Origin of the sequence: Streptomyces sp. NPDC002779 (assembly GCF_042888685.1) — a bacterium.
Taxonomy (GTDB): domain Bacteria; phylum Actinomycetota; class Actinomycetes; order Streptomycetales; family Streptomycetaceae; genus Streptomyces.
The window spans coordinates 16,908-40,204 of record NZ_JBIAQC010000004.1 but is presented as its reverse complement, the minus strand read 5'-3'; the positions used below and the strand labels follow the sequence as shown (position 1 = coordinate 40,204).

The 23,297-nt window shown below is 74.5% G+C and carries 1 protein-coding gene and 1 pseudogene; both read right to left on the bottom strand.

Features of this window, described 5'->3' with window-relative positions; all coding sequences use genetic code 11:
* Nucleotides 1-11 precede the first annotated feature (11 nt).
* The gene (locus tag ACFYW5_RS13010; RefSeq protein WP_389417019.1) at nt 12-10,481 is read right to left on the bottom strand and encodes a type I polyketide synthase; all 10,470 of its coding nucleotides are present in this window, start codon (nt 10,479-10,481) and stop codon (nt 12-14) included.
* A 29-nt stretch (nt 10,482-10,510) separates the two neighbouring features.
* Nucleotides 10,511-23,287, bottom strand: a pseudogene (locus tag ACFYW5_RS13005) (SDR family NAD(P)-dependent oxidoreductase); the annotation flags it as partial.
* Nucleotides 23,288-23,297 lie beyond the last annotated feature (10 nt).

The following is a 23,297-nucleotide window of genomic DNA, read 5'->3' as shown; positions in this document are numbered from 1 at the left end:
CTCGGTTACTCCTAGGCTCCAAGCTCGCGGTCGATCAGGTCGAACATCTCGTCGTCGGTGACGGAGTCGAGGGCGGTGTCGTCGATGACGCCCTCGCCGGGGCTGTCGCCCGTGGGTGTGGTGTTGCCGGTCCATCGCCAGAGCACGGACTGGAGACGCTTGACGACGCGGGCGCGGGCGGCGTGGTCGGTGAGGTCGGTCTCGACGGCCGCGAGGGCGGTGTCGAGCCGTTCGATCTCGGCCAGGACGCGGTCGGTACGGTCGGTGGCGGGGCCGCTGTCGGCCAGGCGCAGCCGCTCGTCGAGGTGGGCGGCGAGGGTGGCGGGGGCGGGGTAGGTGAAGACGAGGGTGGCCGGGAAGTCGAGACCGGTCTCGGCGCCGAGGCGGTTACGGAGCTGGACGGACATCATCGAGTCGAAGCCGACCTCCTTGAACTGCCGTTGGGCGTCGACGGCGTCCGCGGAGTCGTGGCCGAGGACGGCGGCGGCTTCCCGGCGTACCAGGTCGGTGAGGTGGCGGAGGCGTTCGTCGGCGGTGAGGCCGGCGAGCCTGGTGAGGAGGGCGTCGCCGCCGTCCGGGTCGGTGCCCTGGGCCGCGCCCGCGGCGCCGCGGCGGCGGGTCGGGCCGGCGGGTACGAGTTCCCGCAGTTCCGGGGGGAGGGTGCCGGCGGCGGCGTGGCGGCGCAGGTCCGTCGGGTCGAGCCGGGTGGTGACGAGCGGCGGCAGGCTCAGGTGGAGGGCGGCGGCGAGGACGCGGGCGGCGGACGGGGGCGCGGCTTGCGGGGCCGGGTCCGGTTCGGGTGCCGCGGGTGCCTTCGTACGGCGGTCCCAGGGGGCGCTGGTGACGAGGGCGACGGGGAGTCCGGCGGCGTGGCGGTGGTGGGCCAGGGCGGTGAGGCGGGCGTCGGGTGCGGCGGCGAGTACGGCGAAGGCCCCGAGGGCGCGGTCTGTGGTCAGTTCGTGCAGGTGGAGAGTGGTCGTGGGGTCGGCCGCGGTGTCGACGACGGCGGTGAGCGGCTGCTCGGCGGGCAGGGCGTCGAGGAGTCCGGCGAGCCAACCGCGGTCGGTGGGGTCGCCGGTGGCCCGTTGCAGGGTCACCCCATGGCTGCGGAGCAGGTCGGCGTCGAGGGCGGTGGTCAGTTCGGTGAGGGGGTCGGTGGCGGGGGCGGCGATGAGCAGGGTGCGGACGGCGCGTTCGGTCACCAGGTGGTGGGCGAGGGCCGCGGCGGGGGCGCCGTCGCCTGCGGCGGTGAGCAGGACGGTGCCGTTCAGGGGCGGGTGTTCCTCGGTGGTGGGCAGGGGCAGGCGGCGGGCGCGCGGTACGAGGAGTGTGCCGTCGCGCAGGGCGAGGGCCGGTTCCGCGGTGGCGTGGGCGGTGCGCAGGGCGTGCGGCAGGTCCGGTTCCGGGGCGGTGTCCAGGTCGAGGTGGACGACGCGGCCGGGGTGTTCGGCCTGGGTGCGGCGGACGAGGTGGTGGACGGCGGCGCCCGCCGGGTCGGTCGCGACGGTTCCGGAACCCTGGGTGGCGACGCCTCCGCGGGTCACGACGGCCAGCCGGATGTCGGTCAGTCGTTCGTCGGCGAGCCAGCGGTCCAGGAGGGCCGCGGCACGGTCCTCCTCGGCTTGGATCGCGGGGGTGGGGGCGGCCGGGTCGCGGGTGGCGGCGGGGAGCAGGACCCACTCCGGTGCGGGTACGCCCGCGTCGAGGACGGCGAGGAGGCCGTCGAGGTCCGGGTGGTCGCTGACGGGGTGGCCGCCGTTCTGAAGGGCGGCGGCGAGGTCGAGCGGGTCGTCCCCGAGGACGGCCCAGGTGGCGAACTCGTCGCCGGGCACGGTGGTTTCCGGCTCGGTCAGCGGGGTCCACTCGATGTGGAGGAGGACGTCGTCGGCGGTGGCCGCGGCGGCGAGCTGCTTGGCGTCGACGGTGCGCTGGACCAGTGCGGCGACCTCGGCGACGGTACGGCCCGCCGGGTCCGCGAGCAGGATCCGGGTGCTGTCGGGGCCCACGGGGGTGAGGCGGACCCGGAGTTCGGGGGCACCGGTGGCGTGCAGGCGTACGTCGGTCCAGGCGAAGGGCTGCCGCAGGGCGGTGGCAGGGGAGGCCGGGGCGGTGGCGCTGGAGGCCGGGGCAGCGGGGGCCGGAGCGGTGACGCCGAGGGCCGGGACCGGGGCGCCGGAGGCGGAGGCCGGGGCCGTGACGCCGGAGGCCGGGACCGGAGCGCCGGAGGCGGAGGCCGGGGCCGTGACGCCGGAGGCCGGGACCGGGGCGCCGGAGGCGGAGGCCGGGGCCGTGAGGCCGGGGGCCGAGGCGGTGGCGCCGGAGGCCGGAACCGTGACACCGGGGGCTGCGGCCGTGGCGCCGGGGACCGGGACCGTGGCAGCGGGAGCCGGGGCCGTGACACCGGAGGCCAGGGCGGTCGCGGCGGGATCGGTGGGTTGCGTCAGGGCGCCCGCGTGGAGGGCGGCGTCGAAGAGGACGGGGTGGAGGCCGTAGCGCTGGGCCTCGGAGCGGAGTGTCTCGGGGAGGGCTACGTCGGCGTAGATCTCCTCGCCGAGCCGCCAGGCCGCGCGCAGGCCGCGGAAGGCGGGGCCGTAGCCGTACCCGGCGGCCTCGGCGGTGTCGTAGAAACCGGTGACGTCGAGGGGTTCGGCGCCGAGCGGCGGCCAGGTGGTCAGGCCCGCCGGTTCCGGTTCGGAGCCGGTCTCGGGGCGTACGACTCCTTCCGCGTGGCAGGTCCAGGGCTCGTCGTCGGGGCCGCTCTCGGGGCGGGAGTGGATCGCGACGGTGCGTTCGCCGTCGGCGCCCGGGGCACCGACGGTGACCTGGATCCGTACGCCGCCCCGCTCGGGCAGGACCAGCGGGCTGCGCAGGACGAGTTCGCGCAGGTGGCCGCAGCCCGCTTCGTCGCCGGCGCGGACGGCCAGCTCGGTCAGGGCGGAGCCGGGGAGCAGCGCGGTGTCGAGCACCCGGTGCTGGCCGAGCCAGGGGTGGCCGTGGGCGGCGAGTCGGCCGGTGAGCAGCAGGGTGTCGTCGTCGGCGGGGTGGACGACGGCGCCCAGCAGGGGGTGGCCGGTGTCGGTGAGGCCCAGGCCCGCGGGGTCGCCCGTGGCGCCGGCGGGGGCGGTGAGCCAGTAGCGGCGTCGCTGGAAGGGGTAGGTGGGCAGGTCGACGCGGCGTGGGGCGCGGCCGGTGTGCAGGGTGGTCCAGTCGATGTCGGCTCCGGCGGCCCAGAGGGTGGCGGCGGCGGTCGCGAACCGGTCGGGTCCGCCTTCGTTGCGGCGGAGGGTCCCGGTGACGGCGGCGGACCGGTCGGCGGCGGCGGCGGTTTCCTCGATGGCGGCGGTGAACACGGGGTGCGGGCTGACCTCGATGAAGGTGGTGTGGCCGAGGTCGAGCGCGGCCTCGACGGCGGTACGGAAGGCGACCTGCTCGCTCTGGTTGCGGTACCAGTAGGCGGCGTCCAGGGCGGTGGGGTCGTAAGGGCCGCCGGTGACGGTGGAGAGGAAGGCGGCGCGGGCGGGCCGGGGTTCGAGGGTGCCGATGGCGGCGAGCAGGTCCTCCTTCATCTCCTCCATGTGGGGTGAGTGGGAGGCGTAGGAGTGGGCGACGCGGCGGCACCAGACGCCGTCCGTCTCCAGCTCGGCGATGAGGTCGGCCAGCGCCTCGTGGGTGCCGGCGACGACGGTGGAGGAGGGTCCGTTGACGGCGGCGACGAAGAGCGTGCCGTGCCGGGCGGCCAGCCGCGCGGTGATTCCCTCGGCGCCCTCGGCGACGGACACCAGGCCGCCGCGTTCCTGGAACGGCACGCCGAGCGCCGCGCGGGCGGTGCTGATGCGGGCCCCGTCCTCCAAACTCAGCGCCCCGGCGACGACGGCGGCGGCCAGTTCGCCCTGGGAGTGGCCGATGACGGCGGAGGGCGTGACGCCGAGGGCCTCCCAGACGGCCGCCAGTGAGATCATGACCGCCCAGAGCACGGGCTGGATGATCTCGACGTGCTCCGTCCACTCCGCCCAACGGGAACCGGGTGCAGGGCCGTTGAGCAGGTCGGTGAGCCGCCACTCGACGTACGGCGCCAGGGCCGCCTCGCAATCGGCGACGCGGGCGGCGAAGACGGGGCTGGTGGCGAGGAGTTCACGGCCCATGCCGAGCCACTGCGAGCCCTGCCCGGGGAAGACGAACGTGACACCGCCGGCGGAGCCGGCACGCCCGGTGACGACGAGACCGGCGGCGTCGGTGTCCGCCGGGGTGCCGCGCGTCCGGGCTTGCGTATCCGCCGCGAGGGCGCGGGCGGCGCCCAGGAGGGCGGTGCGGTCCCGGCCGAGGAGGACGGCGCGGTGTTCGAGGGCGGCGCGCTGGGTCAGCAGGGCGTAGGAGACGTCCGCCGGGTCGTCGTCACCGGAGGCCAAGTGGTCGGCCAGCCGGGCGGCTTGGGCGCGCAGTGCGTCGGCGTCGCGTGCGGACAGGGGCCACGGCGGGGGCCCGTCCCGCCAGACCGGCTCGCCGGAGCCGGGCGGCCGCACGGCACCGGCCGCGTCCTGCGGTTCCGGGGCCTCCAGGATGACGTGCGCGTTGGTGCCGCTGATCCCGAAGGAGGAGACGCCCGCGCGGCGGACCCGGCCCGTCTCCGGCCACGGCGTCGGCTCGGTGAGCAGGGCGACGTCACCGGCGGTCCAGTCGACGTGCGGGGTGGGCTCGTCGACGTGCAGGGTCTTGGGCAGTACGCCCGCCCGCATCGCCAGCACCATCTTGATGATGCCGGTGGCCCCGGCGGCGGCCTGCGTGTGGCCGAGGTTGGACTTCACCGAGCCGAGCCACAGCGGCCGGTCCGCCTCCCGGCCCTGACCGTAGGTGGCGAGTAGCGCCTGTGCCTCGATGGGGTCGCCGAGGGTGGTGCCGGTGCCGTGCGCCTCGACGGCGTCGATGTCGGCGGTGGTGAGTCCGGCGCCGTCGAGGGCGGCCCGGATGACGCGCTGCTGGGAGGGGCCGTTGGGGGCGGTGAGGCCGTTGGAGGCGCCGTCCTGGTTGATCGCGCTGCCCTTGACGACGGCGAGGACGCGGTGGCCGTTGCGGCGGGCGTCGGAGAGCCGTTCGAGGAGCAGCATGCCGACGCCCTCGGCGGGGGCGAAGCCGCCTGCGTCGGAGGAGAAGGCGCGGCAGCGGCCGTCGGCGGACAGTCCGCGCTGACGGCTGAACTCCAGGAAGATGGAGGGCGAGGGCAGGACGGTGACGCCACCGGCGAGCGCGAGCGAGCACTCGCCGCTGCGGAGGGCCTGCGCGGCGAGGTGCAGCGCGACCAGCGAGGAGGAGCAGGCCGTGTCGACGGTGAGCGCCTGGCCTTCGAGGCCGAGCGTGTAGGCGACCCGGCCGGAGGCCACGCTCGCGGAGTTGCCGATGCCGAGGAAGCCTTCCAGGTCCTCCTGTCCGGGGCCGTAGGCGCCGGCGTAGTCGAAGGCGACGAGGCCGACGAAGACGCCGGTCCTGCTGCCGCGCAGGCTGTGCGGGTCGATCCCGGCCCCTTCGATGGTCTCCCAGCTCGATTCGAGCAGGAGCCGCTGCTGGGGGTCCATGGCGAGGGCTTCGCGCGGCGAGATCCCGAAGAACCCGGCGTCGAAGGTGTCCGCGCCGGTCATGAAGCCGCCCGCGCGGCCGTAGGTGCTGCCGGGCCGCTCGGGGTCGGGGTCGTAGTAGTCCTCGATGTCCCAGCCGCGGTCGTCGGGGCAGGGCGTGATGGCGTCGCGGCCCTCGGCCAGCAGTTCCCACAGCGCTTCGGGCGAGTCGACCCCGCCGGGCAGCCGGCAGCCCATGCCGATGATGACGACCGGGTCGTCGTCGAGGTCGCCGCCCGGCCCCGTGGCCGTTGTCGCGCTGCCGTTCTCCTCCGTCTCCGGCAGGAGGTGGGTGAGGAGGTGGCGGCCGAGGGCGGTGGTGGTGGGGTAGTCGAAGACGAGGGTGGTGGGCAGCCGCAGCCCGGTGTGGGCGATGAGCCGGTTGCGCAGGTCCACGGCGGTCAGCGAGTCGAAGCCCAGCTCCTTGAACGGCCTTTCGGGGTCGACGCGTTGGGCGGAGGCGTGCCCGAGCGCTCCGGCCACATGGCCGCGTACGACGTCCACCACGGCCCGCTCCCGGTCGCGGGCGGGCAGCGTGGTGAGCCGGGTGGCGAGGTCGTCGGCGTCGGCCGTACGGTCGCCGCCGACGACCCGGCCGGCGAGGGCCCGGCGCACGTCGGGGAGGTCGGCGAGCAGCGGGCTGGGGCGGTTGCCGGTGAAGGCGGTGGCGAAGCGGTCCCACTCCACGTCCAGTACGGCGACGGCACCGGCGGGATCGGTGCCGCCGAGCACGGCCCGGCGCAGCGCGGCCACGGCACGCGCGGGGTCCAGCGGCACCAGACCGGCGCGCCGCACCCCGCTCTCCACGACCTGCTCCCCCGCCATGCCCGCTCCGGCCCAGGGCCCCCAGGCGACGGAGGTGGCGGGAAGCCCGTCGGCCCGGCGCCGCGCGGACAGCGCGTCCAGGGAGGCGTTGGCGGCGGCGTAGGCGGCCTGGCCGAGGGTGCCGATGGTGCCGGAGACGGAGGAGAACAGCACGAAGGCCGACAGGTGGTGACGTGCCGTCAGTTCGTGGAGGTGGTGGGCGGCGGCCGTCTTCGGACGCAGGACCCGGCGCAGTGCGTCCTCGGTGAGGGAGGCCGCCACGCCGTCCTCGACGATTCCGGCGGTGTGGACGACGGCGGTGAGCGGCAGCTCCTCCGGGATTCCGGCCAGAACCTCGGCGAGCCGGTCCCGGTCGGCGGCGTCGCATGCGGTGACCGTCACCTGGGTTCCCGTAGCGCGCAGTTCGGCGGCGAGGGCGTTGGCGCCGGGTGCCTCGGGCCCTCGTCGGCTGAGCAGCAGCAGATGGTCGGCGCCCGCATCGGCGAGGGCCCTGGCGACATGGGCGCCGAGCGCGCCGGTGCCACCCGTGATCAGGACGGTGCCGCGCGGCGGCCACTCCCCCTCCTCCCGGGCACCACCGGTCGCCCGCACGAGCCGCCGGGCCAGCAACCCGGAGGAGCGCACGGCGAGTTGGTCCTCGCCTCCGGCGCCGCGCAGGGCGGAGACGAGCAACCGGCCGGTCCGCTCGTCCAACGTCGCGGGCAGGTCGACGAGACCGCCCCACAGATCGGGCAGCTCCAGCCCTACGACCCGGCCGAGCCCCCAGAGCGAGGCGCCGCCCGCGTCGGGCGCGGCGTCGGAGGGCGCGGCACTGACGGCACCCCGGGTGGCGCACCACAGGGGCGCGTCGGTCCCGGCGGCGGTGAGGGCGTGCAGCAGGGCGACGGTGGCGGTCACGGCGGGCGCGAGCCCGTCGGCATCGGGGGTGAGGGCGGCGGGGTCGCAGCCCAGGAGGGAGAGCACACCGGTGTACGGGGCGTCCTCGGCGGGCCGTTCGGCCCAGTCCGTGCCGGTGAGCGGAACGGTCAGGGTGACCGGCTCGATCCCGGCCGCGGTGAGGGCGGCCAGGACGGCGGCCTGGAACGCCGGATCTGCGGGGGCCTCGGGAACGGCGACGAGCCAGCGCCCGGCGGCCGTCACCTCCCTACCGGTCATGGGCTTCCACGTCACCGTGTAGCGGAGTCCGTCGACCGCACTCTGTTCCCGCCGACGCCGACGCCAGGCGGCGAGCGCGGGCAACGCCTCGCGCAGAGCGGCATCCGTGCCGTCGTGACCGGCGTCCACCGCCTCCGCGACCGCGACGACGTCCTCCCGTTCCACGGCCTCCCAGAACCGGAGCTCCTCGGGGTCCTCGGGTGCCGTTGCGGGGGTGCCGGCGGACTCCAGCCAGTAGCGCTCGCGCTGGAAGGCGTAGGTGGGCAGGTCGACGCGGTGCGGGTTGCGGCCTTCGAAGAGGGCGGCCCAGTCCACGTCGACACCGCTCGCCCACAGCCGGGACACGCCCTGCGTGAACGTCTCCACCTCGCCATGGCCCCGCCGAGTGGCCGGGACGAACAGCCCCTCGACGCTCTCGGCACCCATCGCGGTCAACGTGGCGTCGGGGCCCAGCTCCAGGAACTTGTTCACCCCTACGCCGGCCAGCCACGCCATCCCGTCCGCGAAGCGCACGGTCTGACGGACGTGCCGTACCCAGTACTCCGGGGTCCGGATCTCCTCGCCCGCCACCCGGCCCGAGAGGTTCGACACCACCGGGATGCGCGGCTCGGCGTAGTCGACGCTCGCGGCCACCTCGGAGAAGTCGGCCAGCATCGGCTCCATCAGGGAGGAGTGGAAGGCGTGCGAGACCGCCAGCCGCCGCGTCTTGACCCCGGCCGCCGTCAGCCGCTCCCGCACCTCCTCGACATCCGCCTCGGCGCCCGAAACCACCACCGACGTAGGCCCGTTGACGGCAGCCACGTCAACCCGGTCCGCAACAACGTCCTCGACACCGGCCTGCACCGCGAGCATCGCCCCACCGCCGGGCAACGCCTGCATCAACGAACCGCGGGCGGCGACCAGGCGACAGGCGTCCTCAAGGGAGAACACCCCCGCCACATACGCGGCGACCAACTCACCGATGGAATGCCCCATCACGAAGTCGGGACGAACACCCCACGATTCAGCGAGCCGGTACAGCGCCACTTCCACCGCGAACAACCCGGCCTGCGTGAACACGGTCTGGTCCAACATGTCGGTATCAGTCGCCAACACGTCCGCCAGCGACCCGGGCAACAGCCCCTCGAACCCGGCACACACCTCATCCAACGCCCGCGCGAACACCGGGAACTCAGCCGCCAGCTCCGCCCCCATCCGCGCCCGCTGCGACCCCTGCCCCGTGAACAGCAGCGCGAGGCGCCCGTCCACCGTCCCGTCGGAGGACTCCACGGCAGCCAGCCCCGCCGTCAACTCCGCACGGTCCCGCCCCCACACCACCGCCCGATGCCCCAGCCCGGCCCGACCGGTCGCCAGCGACCACCCCACATCCACCGGATCCAGCCCACCGACCACCCCGGACAACCGCCCGGCCTGCGCCACCAACGCCTGCGCCGAACCGGCCGACAACACCCACGGCAGCACCCCACCCACCCGAGGCGCAGACTCAACCGCCTCCGCGACCTCCGGTGCCTGCTCCAACACCACATGGGCGTTCGTCCCGCTGATCCCGAAGGCCGACACGGCAGACCGGCGCGGGCGGCCCGTCTCGGGCCAGTCGATGCCTTCGGTGAGGAGTTCGACGGCGCCTGCCGTCCAGTCGACGTGCGAGGTCGGCTCGTCGACGTGCAGGGTACGCGGGAGCACTCCCGCCCGCATCGCCATCACCATCTTGATGACACCCGCGACACCGGCCGCGTACTGCGTGTGCCCGATGTTCGACTTGACCGACCCCAGCCACAACGGCCGCTCCGGGTCCCGGCCTTGGCCGTACGTCTCCAGCAGCGCGTGGGCCTCGATCGGGTCGCCCAGCGTCGTCCCCGTGCCGTGGGCCTCCACCGCGTCCACGTCGGCGGCGGTCAGCCCGGCGTTGTCGAGCGCGGCACGGATCACGCGCTGTTGCGACGGCCCGTTGGGCGCCGTGAGGCCATTGGACGCGCCGTCCTGATTGATCGCCGTACCCCGCACCACCGCCAGCACCTGGTGGCCGTTGCGCTGCGCGTCCGACAGGCGCTCCAGCAGCAGCACGCCCGCGCCCTCACCCCAGCCCGTGCCGTCCGCAGCCGCAGCGAAGGACTTGCAGCGGCCGTCGGCGGCCAGCCCGCGCTGACGGCTGAACTCGACGAAGGTGAACGGGGTGGGCATGACGGCGGAGCCGCCCGCGAGGGCCATGTCGCACTCGCCGCTGCGCAGCGCCTGGACGGCCATGTGCAGGGCGACCAGGGAGGAGGAGCAGGCGGTGTCGACGGTGACGGCGGGGCCCTCGAAGCCGAAGGTGTAGGCGACCCGGCCGGACATGACGCTGGAGGTGCTGCCGGTCAGGGCGTATCCCTCGGGGAGGCGGGCGCCTCCGACGCCGTAGCCGGAGTGGCCGCCGCCGACGAAGGTGCCCACCGGTCGGCCGCGCAGTCGGGCCGGGTCGACGCCGGCCCGTTCGAGGAGTTCCCACGACGTCTCCAGCAGTAGCCGCTGCTGCGGGTCCATGGCCAGCGCCTCGCGCGGGGAGATGCCGAAGAGGTCGGCGTCGAAGTCGGCGGCGTCGTGGAGGAAGCCGCCTTCGCGGACGTAGGAAGTGCCCGGGCGGTCCGGGTCGGGGTGGTAGAGGGTGTCGAGGTCCCAGCCGCGGTCGGCGGGGAAGGCGGACATGGCGTCCGTGCCCGTCTCCACGAGGTGCCACAGGTCCTCGGGCGAGCGGACGTCGCCGGGGTAGCGGCAGGCCATGGCGACGATCGCGATGGGCTCCCGGGCGGCCGCCAGGAGCTGCCGGTTCTGCTTGCGCAGCCGTTCCGCCTCGGTCAGCGAGGCGCGCAGGGCGGCAACGACCTTGTCGTTCCTGTCATTTCCGTGCGCGGTGGTCATGTCGCCTCCGTCTTCTCGGGTCTGTCGTCTCAGCAGTCGGAGTCGGCATCCCCGAGGGCCATCCGGACGAGGTCGTCGACCTCCATGTCCGCGATGGCTTCGGTGGTTCCGTCGTCGTCGCTGGGGGTGTTCGGTGCGGTTTCGTCCCGGGCGAGCCGCAGCAGCGTCTCGGCGAGGCCCGCCTCGCGGAGGCGGTGGAGCGGGATGGCGGCGAGCGCGCGGCCGAGTTCGGCGTCCCCGGTCTCCTGGTCCGGGGCGGCGGGTGCGGCGGTGGTTCCGGTGTCCGGCGCGACCTTGGCGAGGAGGTGCCGGCTGAGGGCGAGCGGGGTGGGCTGGTCGAAGACCACGGTGGTGGCGAGGCGGACGCCGGTGGCGGCGCCGAGCCGGTTGCGCAGTTCGACCGCGGTCAGGGAGTCGAAGCCGAGGTCCTTGAAGGGCCGGTTGGCTTCGACGGCCCGGGTGCCGGTGTGGCCGAGGACCGCGCTCGCGTGGGTGCGCACCAGGTCCAGCAGGTGGTGCTCGCGTTCGGGGGCGCTGAGTCCGGCGAGGGCGGCGGTGAGGGCGGCGGCGCCGTCCGCGGTCGACCGGGTGTCGGCGGCGCGGCCCCGCCCGCTGACCTTGACCAGGGCGCGGAACAGGGGGCGGACGTCGGCGGTGGTGCGGGCGCGGGCCCGCATCAGGGGCAGGTCGAGCCGGACGGGGAGGACCAGGGTCTCGTCCAGTCGGCGGGCGGCGTCGAAGAGGGCGAGGCCGGTGTCGCTGTCCATCGGCTTGACCAGTCCGTTCTGACGGGCCCGGTCGGCGGCGGTGCGGTCGAGGTGGCCGGTCATGGCGCTGGCCTGCTCCCACAGGCCCCAGACGAGGGAGAGGGCGGGCAGTCCCTGGGCGCGCCGCTGGTGGGCGAGGGCGTCCAGGAAGGTGTTGGCGGCGGCGTAGTTGGCCTGTCCGGCGCCGCCGCCGATCCCGGCCACGGAGGAGTAGAGCGCGAACAGGGCGAGGTCGCGGTCGCGGGTCAGCTCGTGCAGATGCATGACGGCCTCCGCCTTGGGACGCCACACCTGGGCCAGCGTCTCGGGCCCGTGCGCGGCGAGCACACCGTCGGCCAGGACCCCGGCGGCGTGGACGACGCCGGTGAGCGGATGCGCGGCGGGTACGGCGGCGAGGGCGCGGGCCAGTTGCTCGCGGTCAGCCGTGTCGCAGGCGACGATCTCGGCGGTGGCACCCAGCTCGGTCAGTTCGGCCAGGAGGTCACCGGCGCCGGAGGCGTCCGGTCCCTGCCGGCTGGTGAGCATCAGGTTCCGTACGCCGTGCCGGGCGACCAGGTGGCGGGCGAGGAGGGAGCCGAGGGTGCCCGTGCCGCCGGTGATCAGGACGGTGCCGTCGGGGTCGAGGACCGGCGGCATGGAGAGGACGACCTTGCCGGTGTGCCGGGCCTGGCTGATGTGCCGGAACGCCACCGGGGCCCTGCGGACGTCCCACGTGGTCACGGGCAGCGGCCGGAGCGCTCCGGTGGCGAAGAGCCGCAGGATGTCGGTGAGCATGTCGCCGATGCGGCCGGCCCCGGCGTCGGCGAGGTCGTAGGCCGCGTAGGAGACACCGGGGTGGTCCTCGGCGACGCGGGCGGGGTCACGCCGGTCGGTCTTGCCCAGCTCCAGGAACCGGCCGCCGCGCGGCAGCAGGTCGAGGGAGGCGTCGACGTACTCGCCAGCCAGGGAGTTGAGGACGATGTCGGCGCCGGAACCGCCGGTGGCCGACTTGAACGTGTCGCGGAAGTCGAGGTCCCGGGAGGAGGCGATCCGTTCGTCCGGCAGACCGAGTTCGCGCAGCGCCTCCCACTTGGCGGGGTGGGCGGTGGCGAGGACGGTGGCGCCGAAGTGCCGGGCGAGCTGGATCGCGGCCATTCCGACGCCGCCCGCGCCCGCGTGCACAAGGACGGAGTCGCCCTCCTTCACGGAGCCGAGGTCGACCAGGCCGTAGTACGCGGTCAGGAACGCCACCGGCACGGACGCCGCCTGCTCGAACGACCATCCTTCCGGTACGGGGGCCAGGACCCGCTGGTCGGTGACGGCGAGCGGGCCGAGGGCGCCGCCCATGAGGCCGAGGACCCGGTCACCGGGGGCGAACCGCGTGACGCCGGGCCCGACCTCGGTGACGACTCCGGCGCCCTCGCTGCCCATGACGGTCTGGCCGGGGACCATGCCGAGGCCGATCAGGACGTCGCGGAAGTTGACGCCCGCGGCACGGACGCAGACCCGGACCTCTCCGGCGGCGAGCGGCGCGGTGGCCTCCGGGTACGGCAGGAGGGTCAGCCCGTCCAGGGTTCCGGAGGCGGCCGTGTCCAGCCGCCAGGCGGCGCCCGGGGGCGGGACCAGGGCGTCCGATCCTCCGGGGCGCACCAGCCGGGACACCAGCGGGGTGCCCTCGCGCACGGCGACCTGGGTCTCGTCGGCCGCCAGGGCGGCGGCGAGCGCCGCTGCGACGGCGGCGCCGCCGGGTTCCTCCGCCGGGTCCAGGTCGAGCAGGAGGAAGCGGCCCGGGTTCTCCGACTGGGCGGAGCGGATCAGGCCCCAGGAGGGCGCGGCGGCCAGGTCGGTGAGGTCGGCGTCCCTGCCGGTGGAGACCGCGCCCCTGGTCACGACGGCGAGCCGGGAGTCCGCCAGCCGCTCGTCCGCCAGCCACTCCTGGGCGAGGGCGAGGACGTCCGCGGTGACCTGCCGAGCCGAGTCGGCCGGGAAACCGGCACCTGGGGCGGGCGGCGACCAGAGAACCGCCTCGGGAACCGGCGCGCCCGCCTCGACGGCCGCCTGCAGCGCCGCAAGATCGTGGTGCGCGACCGCGCCGGAGGGCAACGGCACCGTGTCGCCGAGCACCGCCCAGCGGTCCGCGCGTATGCCGTCCGGCACCGGCACCGGGATCCAGTCGACGACGAAGAGGGAGTCGGCCTCCGGCGCCTCGGAGGCGGCGAGTTGATCGGCGGTGACGGTCCGCAGCACCAGTGAGTCCACGGCGGCCACGGGAGCGCCGGTCACATCGGCGACCTGAACGCTCAGGGAGTCCTCCCCGGCCGCGGTGATCCGCACCCGGAGCCGCTCGGCACCGCCCGCGAACAGCGAGACACCGGTCCAGGCGAACGGCAGCCGCAGCGCGGCCGGATCGCCGCCGAAGGAGCCGAAACCGATGGCGTGCAGGGCGGAGTCGAGCAGCGCGGGGTGAACGCCGAAGCGGGCCGCCGAGGCGTGCTCCTCCTCCGGCAGGGCGACCTCGGCAAAGACCTCCTCGCCCCGCCGCCAGACGGCCAGCAGGCCCTGGAAGACGGGCCCGTAGCCGTATCCCGCGGCAGCGGCCGTCGGATAGAACGCCGACACGTCCACCGCCTCGGCGCCGGGCGGCGGCCAGGCGGTGAGGTCGATCGCGGACGCCGGATCGACCGGCTCCGCACTCACCAGCCCTTCCGCGTGCCGCAGCCACGGATGGTCGTGCTCGGCGCCCTCGGGCCGGGAGTAGACGGCCAGTTCGCGCACCCCGCCCTCGTCCGGCGCTCCGACGACCACCTGGACCTGCACTCCCGAGTCCGCCGGGACGACCAGGGGCGCGTGCAGGGTGAGTTCGCCGAGGTGCCCGCAGCCGACCTCGTCCCCGGCCCGGATCGCCAGCTCGACGAACCCGGTACCGGGCAGCAGGACCGTCCCGGCGACGGCGTGGTCGGCGAGCCAGGGGTGGGTACGGGTGGAGAGCCGCCCGGTGAGCACGACCCCGCCGTCCGCGGCGAGACTGACGGCGGCACCCAGCAGCGGGTGATCGGTGGTGGCCAGACCTGCGCCGCTGACATCGGCGGTGGTGGCGCTGGCCTCCAGCCAGTAGCGCTGGTGCTGGAAGGCGTACGGGGGCAGATCGACGCGGCTGACGGGGCGCCCGGCGTAGACGGCGGACCAGTCGATGTCGGTGCCGTGGACCCAGAGTTCGGCGGCACTGGCGAGGAAGCGGGCGTTCTCGTCCTCGTCCCGGCGCAGGGTGCCGACGACCGTGACCGGCTGTTCCGCCGCCTCGGCGATGGCCTGCACGCCCATGGTGAGCACGGGGTGGGCGCTGACCTCGATGAGGGTGTAATTGCCTTGTTGCAGGGCTACTTGGACGGCCTCGGTGAAGCGGACCGGCTGACGCAGGCCCTCGTACCAGTACGAGGCGTTCATGGTCGTCGTGTCCAACACCTCGCCGGTGACGGTGGAGATCACCGGGATGCGGGAGGTCTGCGGTGTCACCGGCGACAGGACGTCGAGGAGTTGGGCCTTGATGTCCTCGACATGCGCGGAGTGCGAGGCGTAATCGACCGGGACGCGCCGGGCCCGTACACCAGCGGCCTCCGCCACCGAGGCGATCTCCTCCAGGGCTTCCGGATCACCGGCAACGACCGTGGCATCGGGACCGTTGAAGACGGCTATCGAGACCCGCTCGCCATACGACGACACCCACTGCGATGCCTGCTGCGGGCCGGTCGCCAGCGCCAGCATCCCGCCACGGCCGGCCAGTTCGTCCCGGACCGCGGCGGACCGCAGCGCCACCACCTGGGCGGCGTCCTCCAGACTCAACGCACCAGCCACCACCGCAGCCGCGATCTCCCCCTGCGAATGGCCGATGACGGCAGCGGGCTCGATGCCCAATGACTCCCATACAGCCGCCAGGGAAACCATGACCGCCCACAGCACCGGCTGGACCATGTCGACCCGCTGCATCCAGGCGTCGTCGTCACCCTTCAGCACCTCGGTCAACGACCAGTCCACGTACGGCCCGAGCGCGCTCTCGCACTCCCCGATCCGCGCCGCGAACAGCGGCGAGGACTCCAGCAGCCCCCGCCCCATCCCCAGCCACTGCGCCCCCTGCCCCGGGAACACGAACACAGCGCCGGAGCCTGAACCCACCACACCGGAGACGACGTTCCCCGTCACCCGACCCGACGCCAGTGCGGCCAGGCCCCCGGTCAGCTCACCGGTGTCCCCTCCCCAGACGACCGCACGGTGTTCCCACGGGGAGCGGCCGGAGGCGAGCGTCCAGCCGGCGGAGACGGGGTCGGCGTCCGTGAGCGCTTCGGCGAGGGAGGCGGCGCGGGCGGTGAGTCCTGCCGCGCCGCGGGCGGAGAGCGGCCACGGCACGACGGGCGAGACGGACAGGCCCTCGGGACCGGCGACCACGACGGGCGCCGGTTCGGCCCGGGTGTCCTCCGGGGCTTCTTCTACGATGACGTGGGCATTGGTCCCCGAGATCCCGAAGGACGACACTCCGGCCCGGCGGGGGTGCCCGTTCGCCGTCCAGTCCTGCTCCTCGGCCAGCAGTCGTAGGCCGCCTGCCGTCCAGTCGATGTGCGGGGTGGGTTCGTCGACGTGCAGGGTGCGGGGCAGTACGCCCTCCCGCATCGCCATCACCATCTTGATGACGCCCGCCACACCGGCCGCGGCCTGCGTGTGCCCGATGTTCGACTTGATCGAGCCGAGCCACAACGGCCGGTCGGGGTCCCGGTCCTGGCCGTAGGTGGCCATGAGGGCGGCGGCCTCGATCGGGTCGCCGAGCGTCGTCCCCGTACCGTGTGCCTCCACCGCGTCCACCTCGGCGGCGGCCAGCCCGGCGGCGGCGAGTGCCTGGCGGATGACGCGCTGCTGGGAGGGGCCGTTGGGGGCGGTGAGGCCGTTGGAGGCGCCGTCCTGGTTGACGGCCGAGCCGCGGACGACCGCGAGGACGCGGTGGCCGTTGGCGCGAGCGTCCGACAGCCTCTCCACGAGCAGCATGCCGACGCCTTCCGCCGGGCCGAAGCCGTCGGCGTCGGCGGAGAAGGCGCGGCAGCGGCCGTCCGGGGAGAGACCGCGCTGGCGGCTCATCTCGACGAATCCGGCCGGGGTGCAGACGACGGTCACCCCGCCGGCGAGGGCCATGTCGCACTCGCCGTTGCGCAGCGCCTGGACGGCCATGTGCAGGGCGACCAGGGAGGAGGAACAGGCCGTGTCGACGGTGACCGCCGGGCCTTCGAGGGCCAGTTGGTAGGCGATGCGGCCGGAGGTGACGCTGAGCATGTTGCCGGTGCCGAGGAAGCCCTCGACCTCGTCGGGGACCGAGTCGAGCCGGGAGAGGTACTCCGAGTTGAGTGCCCCGACGAAGACTCCGGTCTGGCTGCGGCGCAGCGAGGCCGGGTCGATGCCGGAGCGTTCGACGGCCTCCCAGGAGACCTCCAGCGCGAGCCGCTGCTGCGGGTCCATGGCCAGGGCCTCGCGCGGTGAGATCCCGAAGAACCCGGCGTCGAACCCGGCGACGTCGGCCATCAGTCCGGCGCCGCGCAGGTAGGTCTTGCCGCGGACGTCGGGGTCGGCGTCGTAGAGCGACTCCATGTCCCAGCCGCGGTCGGCGGGGAAGACGGTGACGGCGTCGCGGCCGTCGCCGACGAGGCGCCACAGGTCCTCGGGCGAGCCGACGCCGCCGGGGAAGCGGCAGGCCATGCCGACGATCGCGATCGGTTCGTCCGGCGCCGCCGCCGTGACGGGGGCGGTGGCGGAGTCGTCCCGTACGCCGGACAGCTCGCCTGCGACGAGGCGGGCCACGGCGGCCGGGGTGGGGTGGTCGAAGGTGAGGGCGGCCGGGAGGCGCAGGCCGGTGGCCGCGTTGACGCGGTTGCGCAGCTCGACGGCGGTGAGGGAGTCGAAGCCGAGGTCCTTGAAGGGGCGTTCGGCGTCGACGGAGCCCGGGGTGGTGTGGCCGAGGACGGCGGCGACATGGGAGCGGACCAGGTCGAGCAGGTGACGTTCGCGTTCGGCGGGCGCCAGCGCGGCGATCCGTGCGGCGAGGGAGCCGGTGCGGTCCGCCTCCCCGGTCTCGGCGGTGCGGCGGGCGGTGCCGCGCACGAGGCCGCGGAGCAGCGGCGGTACCGGCTTTCCGGCGACGGCGGCGCGCAGGGCGGCGGTGTCGACCTGGGCGGCGACGAAGTGGGCCTCGTCACGGGCAGCGGCGGCGTCGAAGAGGGCGATGCCGGTCCGGTCGGTGAGAGGGACGAAGCCGTTCTTCGCGACCCGGTTGATGTCGGTGTCGGCGAGGTGTCCGGTCATGGCGCTGGCCTGTGCCCACAGACCCCAGGCGAGGGAGGTGGCGGGCAGTCCCTGGGCGCGGCGGTGCTGGGCGAGCGCGTCCAGGAAGACGTTCGCGGCGGCGTAGTTGGCCTGTCCGGGCCCGCCGAAGACGCCGGAGGCGGAGGAGTAGAGCACGAACAGGGCGAGGTCGGCGTCGCGGGTCAGCTCGTGGAGGTTGACGGCGGCGTCGACCTTGGGCCGCCAGACGGCGGCGAGTTGGTCCGGGGTGAGGGAGGTGACCAGGCCGTCGGCGAGGACGCCCGCCGCATGGACGACACCCGTCAGGTTCAGGCCGTCCAGGAGGGCGGCGAGCTGGTCGCGGTCGGCTGCGTCACAGGCGGCGACGGTCGCGGTCGCCCCCAACTCGCCCAGCTCGGCTATGAGTTCGGCTGCTCCCGGTGCCGCCGGGCCGGTGCGGCTGGTGAGGAGGAGGTTGCGGACGCCATAGTCCGTGACCAGGTGGCGGGCGAGGAGCGAGCCGAGCGTGCCGGTGCCGCCGGTGATGAGGACCGTGCCGTCCGGGTCGAGGGCGGGCGGCGCGGTGAGGACCACCTTTCCCGTGTGCTTGGCCTGGCTCATGTGCCGGAACGCCTCGGGCCCGCGCCGGACGTCCCAGGTCGTGATCGGCATGGGCCGCAGCGCGCCCCGCCGGAACAGCTCCAGCACCTCGGCCAGCATCTCGCCGCAGCGCTCCGCTCCGGCTTCCTTCAGGTCGTACGCCCGGTAGACGACGCCCGCGTGATCGCGCGCCACCTGTTCGGGGTCGCGCTTGTCGGTCTTGCCCATCTCCAGGAACCGTCCGCCGCGCGGCAGCAGGTCGAGGGAGGCGTCGACGAACTCGCGGGCGAGGGAGTTGAGAACGATGTCCACGCGCTGGGCACTGAACTTCTCCCTGAACTCGAGATCCCGGGAGGAGGCGATCCGGTCGTCCGTGAGCCCCAGGCCGCGCAGCACGTCCCACTTGCCGGGACTGGCCGTGGCGAGGACGTCGGCGCCGAAGTGCCGGGCGAGCTGGATCGCGGCGATCCCGACGCCGCCCGCGCCCGCGTGGACGAGGACGGTGCGCCCCGGTCCGATGCCTCCGAGGTCCATCAGCCCGTAGTAGGCGGTCAGGTAGGCCACCGGCACGGAGGCGGCCTGCTCGTACGACCAGCCCTCGGGCACCGGCGCCACCATGCGCGCGTCGGCCACGGCCAGCGGGCCGAAGCCGCCGTCGACGATGCCGACGACGCGGTCACCCGGGGCGAAGCGGGTGACCTCCGCGCCCACTTCCAGCACGACGCCCGCGCACTCGCTGCCCATGACCGTCTGGCCGGGCACCATGCCCAGCCCGATCAGCACGTCCCGGAAGTTCACGCCGGTGGCGCGGACCCCGATCCGGATCTCACCGGGGGCCAGTTCGGCCGCCGCCTGCGGAGCGGGCAGCAGCCGCAGGCCCTCCAGGGTGCCGGAGGCGGCCGTGTCCAGCCGCCAGGCCCGCTCGCCGGCCGGGGGCACGAGTGCGCCGCCCGTGTCGGCACGGGTCAGCCGCGGTGCCAGCACCTCGCCGGAGCGGACCGCGACCTGCGACTCGTCCGCGGCCAGCGCGGCGGCGACGGCGTCGGTGACCTCGTCGACCGCCTGCTCGCCGGGGTCGAGGTCGACCAGCAGGAACCTGCCCGGCGCCTCGGTCTGGGCGGTACGGACCAGCCCCCAGACGGCGGCCGCCGCCAGGTCCGGGATGTCCTCGTCGGTCCGGGTGGCCACCGCGCCCCGGGTGACCACGGCCAGCCGGGACTCCGCCGGCGCGTCGTCGGCGAGCCACTCCTGGAGCAGGGCGAGCAGGGCGGCCGTCACCGCCTCCGCGTCCCGGGCGAGCCCTGCGCCGGACGCGGCGGGCGGCACGTACAGGACCGTGCGCGGGGCCGGGACCCCGGCCTCCACGACCTCACGGAGCCCGGCGAGATCCTGGTACGAGTCGACGGCCACGCCCGCGACCTGCACGGCGGCGGCCAGGCCGAGGGTGTCGTCACCGACGACCGCCCAAGCGGTCGAAGTCTCGGCCGCCACCGCCGGTACGGAGCTCCACCGCAGCGCGAACAGACCGTCGTTGGCCGGGGCGATGGCCGCCGCCACCTGCTCGGGGCGCACGGGCCGCAGCGCCAGGGAACCCACGCGAGCCACCGGGCGGCCCGCCGCGTCGGCGACGTCGATGGTCACGGCGTCCGGACCCACTGGCCGCAGCCGTACCCGGGCCGCCGCCGCTCCTACGGCCGCCAGCGCCACCTCGGACCAGGCGTACGGCAGCCGCACCACACCCTCGTCCCGGCCGTCGTCCCCGCCGAACCGGCCGAGGCCGATCGCCTGCAGCACCGCGTCCAGCAGAGCCGGGTGGACACCGAAGCGGGCGGCGCCCGCGTGCTGCTCCTCCGGCAGTTCCACTTCGGCGTAGACCGCGTCGCCGAGCCGCCAGGCCGTGCGCAGACCGCGGAAGGCGGGGCCGTATCCGTACCCGGCCGCCTCCGCCTCGGTGTAGAAGACGGCGAGGTCGACGGCTTCGGCGCCCTGCGGAGGCCAGACGGTCAGCTCGGCCTCGGGCTCGGGCGCGACGGGGGTCGCGGCCGCGAGGACGCCCTCGGCGTGGCGGGTCCACGGCGTGTCCACGGTGGCGTCGGTCTCGGGCCGGGCGTGGACGCTCAGGGCCCGGCGGCCGGTGTCGTCGGGGGCCGCGACGACGACCTGGACCTGCACGCCCGCGCTCTCGGGGAGGAGGAGCGGGGCGTGGAGGGTGAGTTCGGTGAGATGCCCGCAGCCCACCTCGTCCCCGGCGCGGATCGCCAGTTCCACGAAGCCGGTGCCGGGGAAGAGGACAGTGCCCGCGACGGTGTGATCGGCGAGCCACGGATGGGTCCGGGTGGAGAGCCGGCCGGTCAGCACCAGTCCCCCGTCCGCCGCGAGACTGACGGCCGCCCCGAGCAGCGGATGCCCTGCGGCACCGAGACCCAACTCGGCGGGGTCACCCGCGGAGCCGGCCGACTCCAGCCAGAAGCGCTCCCGCTGGAAGGCGTACGTCGGCAGATCGACCCGGGTGGCGGCACGGCCGGCGTAGACCGCCGACCAGTCGATGTCGGTGCCGTGGACCCAGAGTTCGGCGGCGCTCGCGATGAGGCGGGCACTCTCGTCCTCGTCCCGTCGCAGGGTGCCGACGACGGTGACCGGCTTCTCCGCCGCCTCCGCGATGGCCTGCACGGCCGTGCTGAGGACGGGGTGCGCACTGATCTCGATGTGCCGGAAGTGGCCCTGTTCCAGGGCGACTTGAACTGCTTCGGTGAAGCGCACCGGCTGGCGCAGGCCCTCGTACCAGTACGCGGCACCCATGGTCTCGCTGTCCAACACGGCACCGGTGACGGTGGAGATGAGCGGGATGCGGGAGGTCTGCGGTGCCACCGGGGCGAGGGCTTCCAGCAGCTTGGCCCTGATGTCCTCCACATGGGCGGAGTGCGAGGCGTAATCCACCGGAACCCGCCGCGCACGAACACCAGCGGCCTCCGCCACCGCAGAAATCTCATCCAGGGCCTCGGGATCACCGGCCACCACCGTGGCGTCCGGACCGTTGTAAACCGCTATCGAGACCCGATCCCCGTACGGCGACACCCAAGCCGAAGCCTGCTCAGCACTCGTCGCCAGCGACAACATGCCACCACGACCGGCCAGTTCATCCCGAATCGCAGCCGAACGCAGCGCGACCACCCGAGCCGCGTCCTCCAGGCTCAGCGCACCGACCACCGCAGCAGCCGCGATCTCCCCCTGCGAGTGACCGATGACAGCCGCCGGAGTCACACCGAAGGACTCCCACACAGCAGCCAGCGAGACCATGACCGCCCACAACACCGGCTGGACCATGTCCACCCGCTGCATCCACCCGTCATCGTCACCGGTCAGCACCTCGCTCAACGACCAGTCCACGAACGGCCCCAGCGCCGCCTCACACTCCCCGATCCGCGCCGCGAACACCGGCGAGGACTCCAACAACCCCCGCCCCATCCCCAACCACTGCGACCCCTGCCCCGGAAACACGAACACCGGCGCACCCGACGCCACAGCCGCACCCGACACCGCATTACCCGCGACAGCACCCGACGCCAGCGCCCCCAGCCCAGCCGTCAGTTCGGAGGTCTCCCGGCCCCACACCACCGCCCGATGCTCCAGCGCCGTACGCGAAGCCCACAGGCTCCACCCCACGTCCACCGGGTCACCCGTCACTCCCGCCAACCGACCCGCCTGCGCAGCCAACGCTCCCGCCGTACGCCCCGACACCAACCAGGGCACTACAGGCCACCCAGCACCGGCGGCGACCACCGGCTCCGGCGCCGGCTCTGGGGGTGCCTCCTCCAGGATCACGTGCGCGTTCGTCCCGGAGATACCGAAGGAGGACACCGCCGCGCGTCGCGTCCCGCCCTCCTCTGCCGCGTCCCAGGTTCGCGGTTCGGTGAGCACGGAGACGTGGCCGGCCGTCCAGTCCACGTGCGGGGTGGGCTCGTCCACGTGCAGGGTGCGGGGCAGTACGCCCGCCCGCATCGCCATCACCATCTTGATGACGCCCGCGACGCCCGCGGCGGCCTGCGTATGACCGATGTTCGACTTCACCGACCCCAGCCACAGCGGCCGTTCCGCCGAGCGCTCCTGGCCGTACGTGGCCAGCAGCGCATGTGCCTCGATCGGGTCGCCCAGCGTCGTGCCCGTGCCGTGGGCCTCCACCGCGTCCACGTCGCGCGGGGTGAGGCGGGCGCTCTCCAACGCCTGCTGGATGACGCGCTGCTGGGAGGGGCCGTTGGGGGCGGTGAGGCCGTTGGAGGCGCCGTCCTGGTTGACGGCGGAGCCACGGACGACGGCGAGGACGCGGTGGCCCTTGGCGCGGGCGTCCGAGAGGCGTTCCACGGCGATCACGCCGATGCCCTCGGACCAGCCGGTGCCGTCCGCTGCGGCCGCGAAGGCCTTGCAGCGGCCGTCGGCCGACAGACCGCGCTGGCGGCTGAACTCGACGAAGACGCCGGGGCTCGGCATGACGGTGACGCCGCCCGCCAGGGCGAGGTCGCACTCGCCGTTCCGCAACGCCTGGACCGCGAGGTGCAGGGCGACCAGTGACGACGAGCAGGCCGTGTCGACGGTGACCGCGGGGCCTTCCAGGCCCAGGGTGTAGGAGAGGCGCCCGGTGAGGACGCTGGTGGCGTTGCCGGTCAGGGAGAAGCCGCTGACCTGTTCGGGGACGTTCAGCATGTCGGTGAGGTAGCCGAAGCTCGACGCGCCGACGAAGACGCCGGTGCGGCTGCCGCGCAGGGAGCCGGGGGCCATCCCCGCGTGCTCGAACGCTTCCCAGCCCGTCTCCAGCAGGAGCCGCTGCTGGGGGTCCATGGCTAGTGCTTCGCGCGGTGAGATGCCGAAGAACTCGGCGTCGAACCGGTCGGCGTCGTGCAGGAAGCCGCCCTCGGTGACGTAACTCTTGCCGGGTGTGTCCGGGTCGGGGTCGTACAGGTCCTCGGCCCAGCCCCGGTTGACGGGGAAGGGGGTGATGCCGTCGCCGCCCTCCGCGACCAGCCGCCACAGGTCGTCGGCGGAGGTGACGTCGCCGGGGAAGCGGCAGGCCATGCCGACGATGGCGATCGGCTCGTGGCTCTTGGCCTCGGTCCGCTGCAGGCGCTGACGGGTCTCCTGGAGGTCGGCGGTGACCAACTTG

Bases quoted from the DNA above. Each gene is read 5' to 3' on its own strand.
- ACFYW5_RS13010 (WP_389417019.1), bottom strand. From the start codon at position 10,481: ATGACCACCGCGCACGGAAATGACAGGAACGACAAGGTCGTTGCCGCC.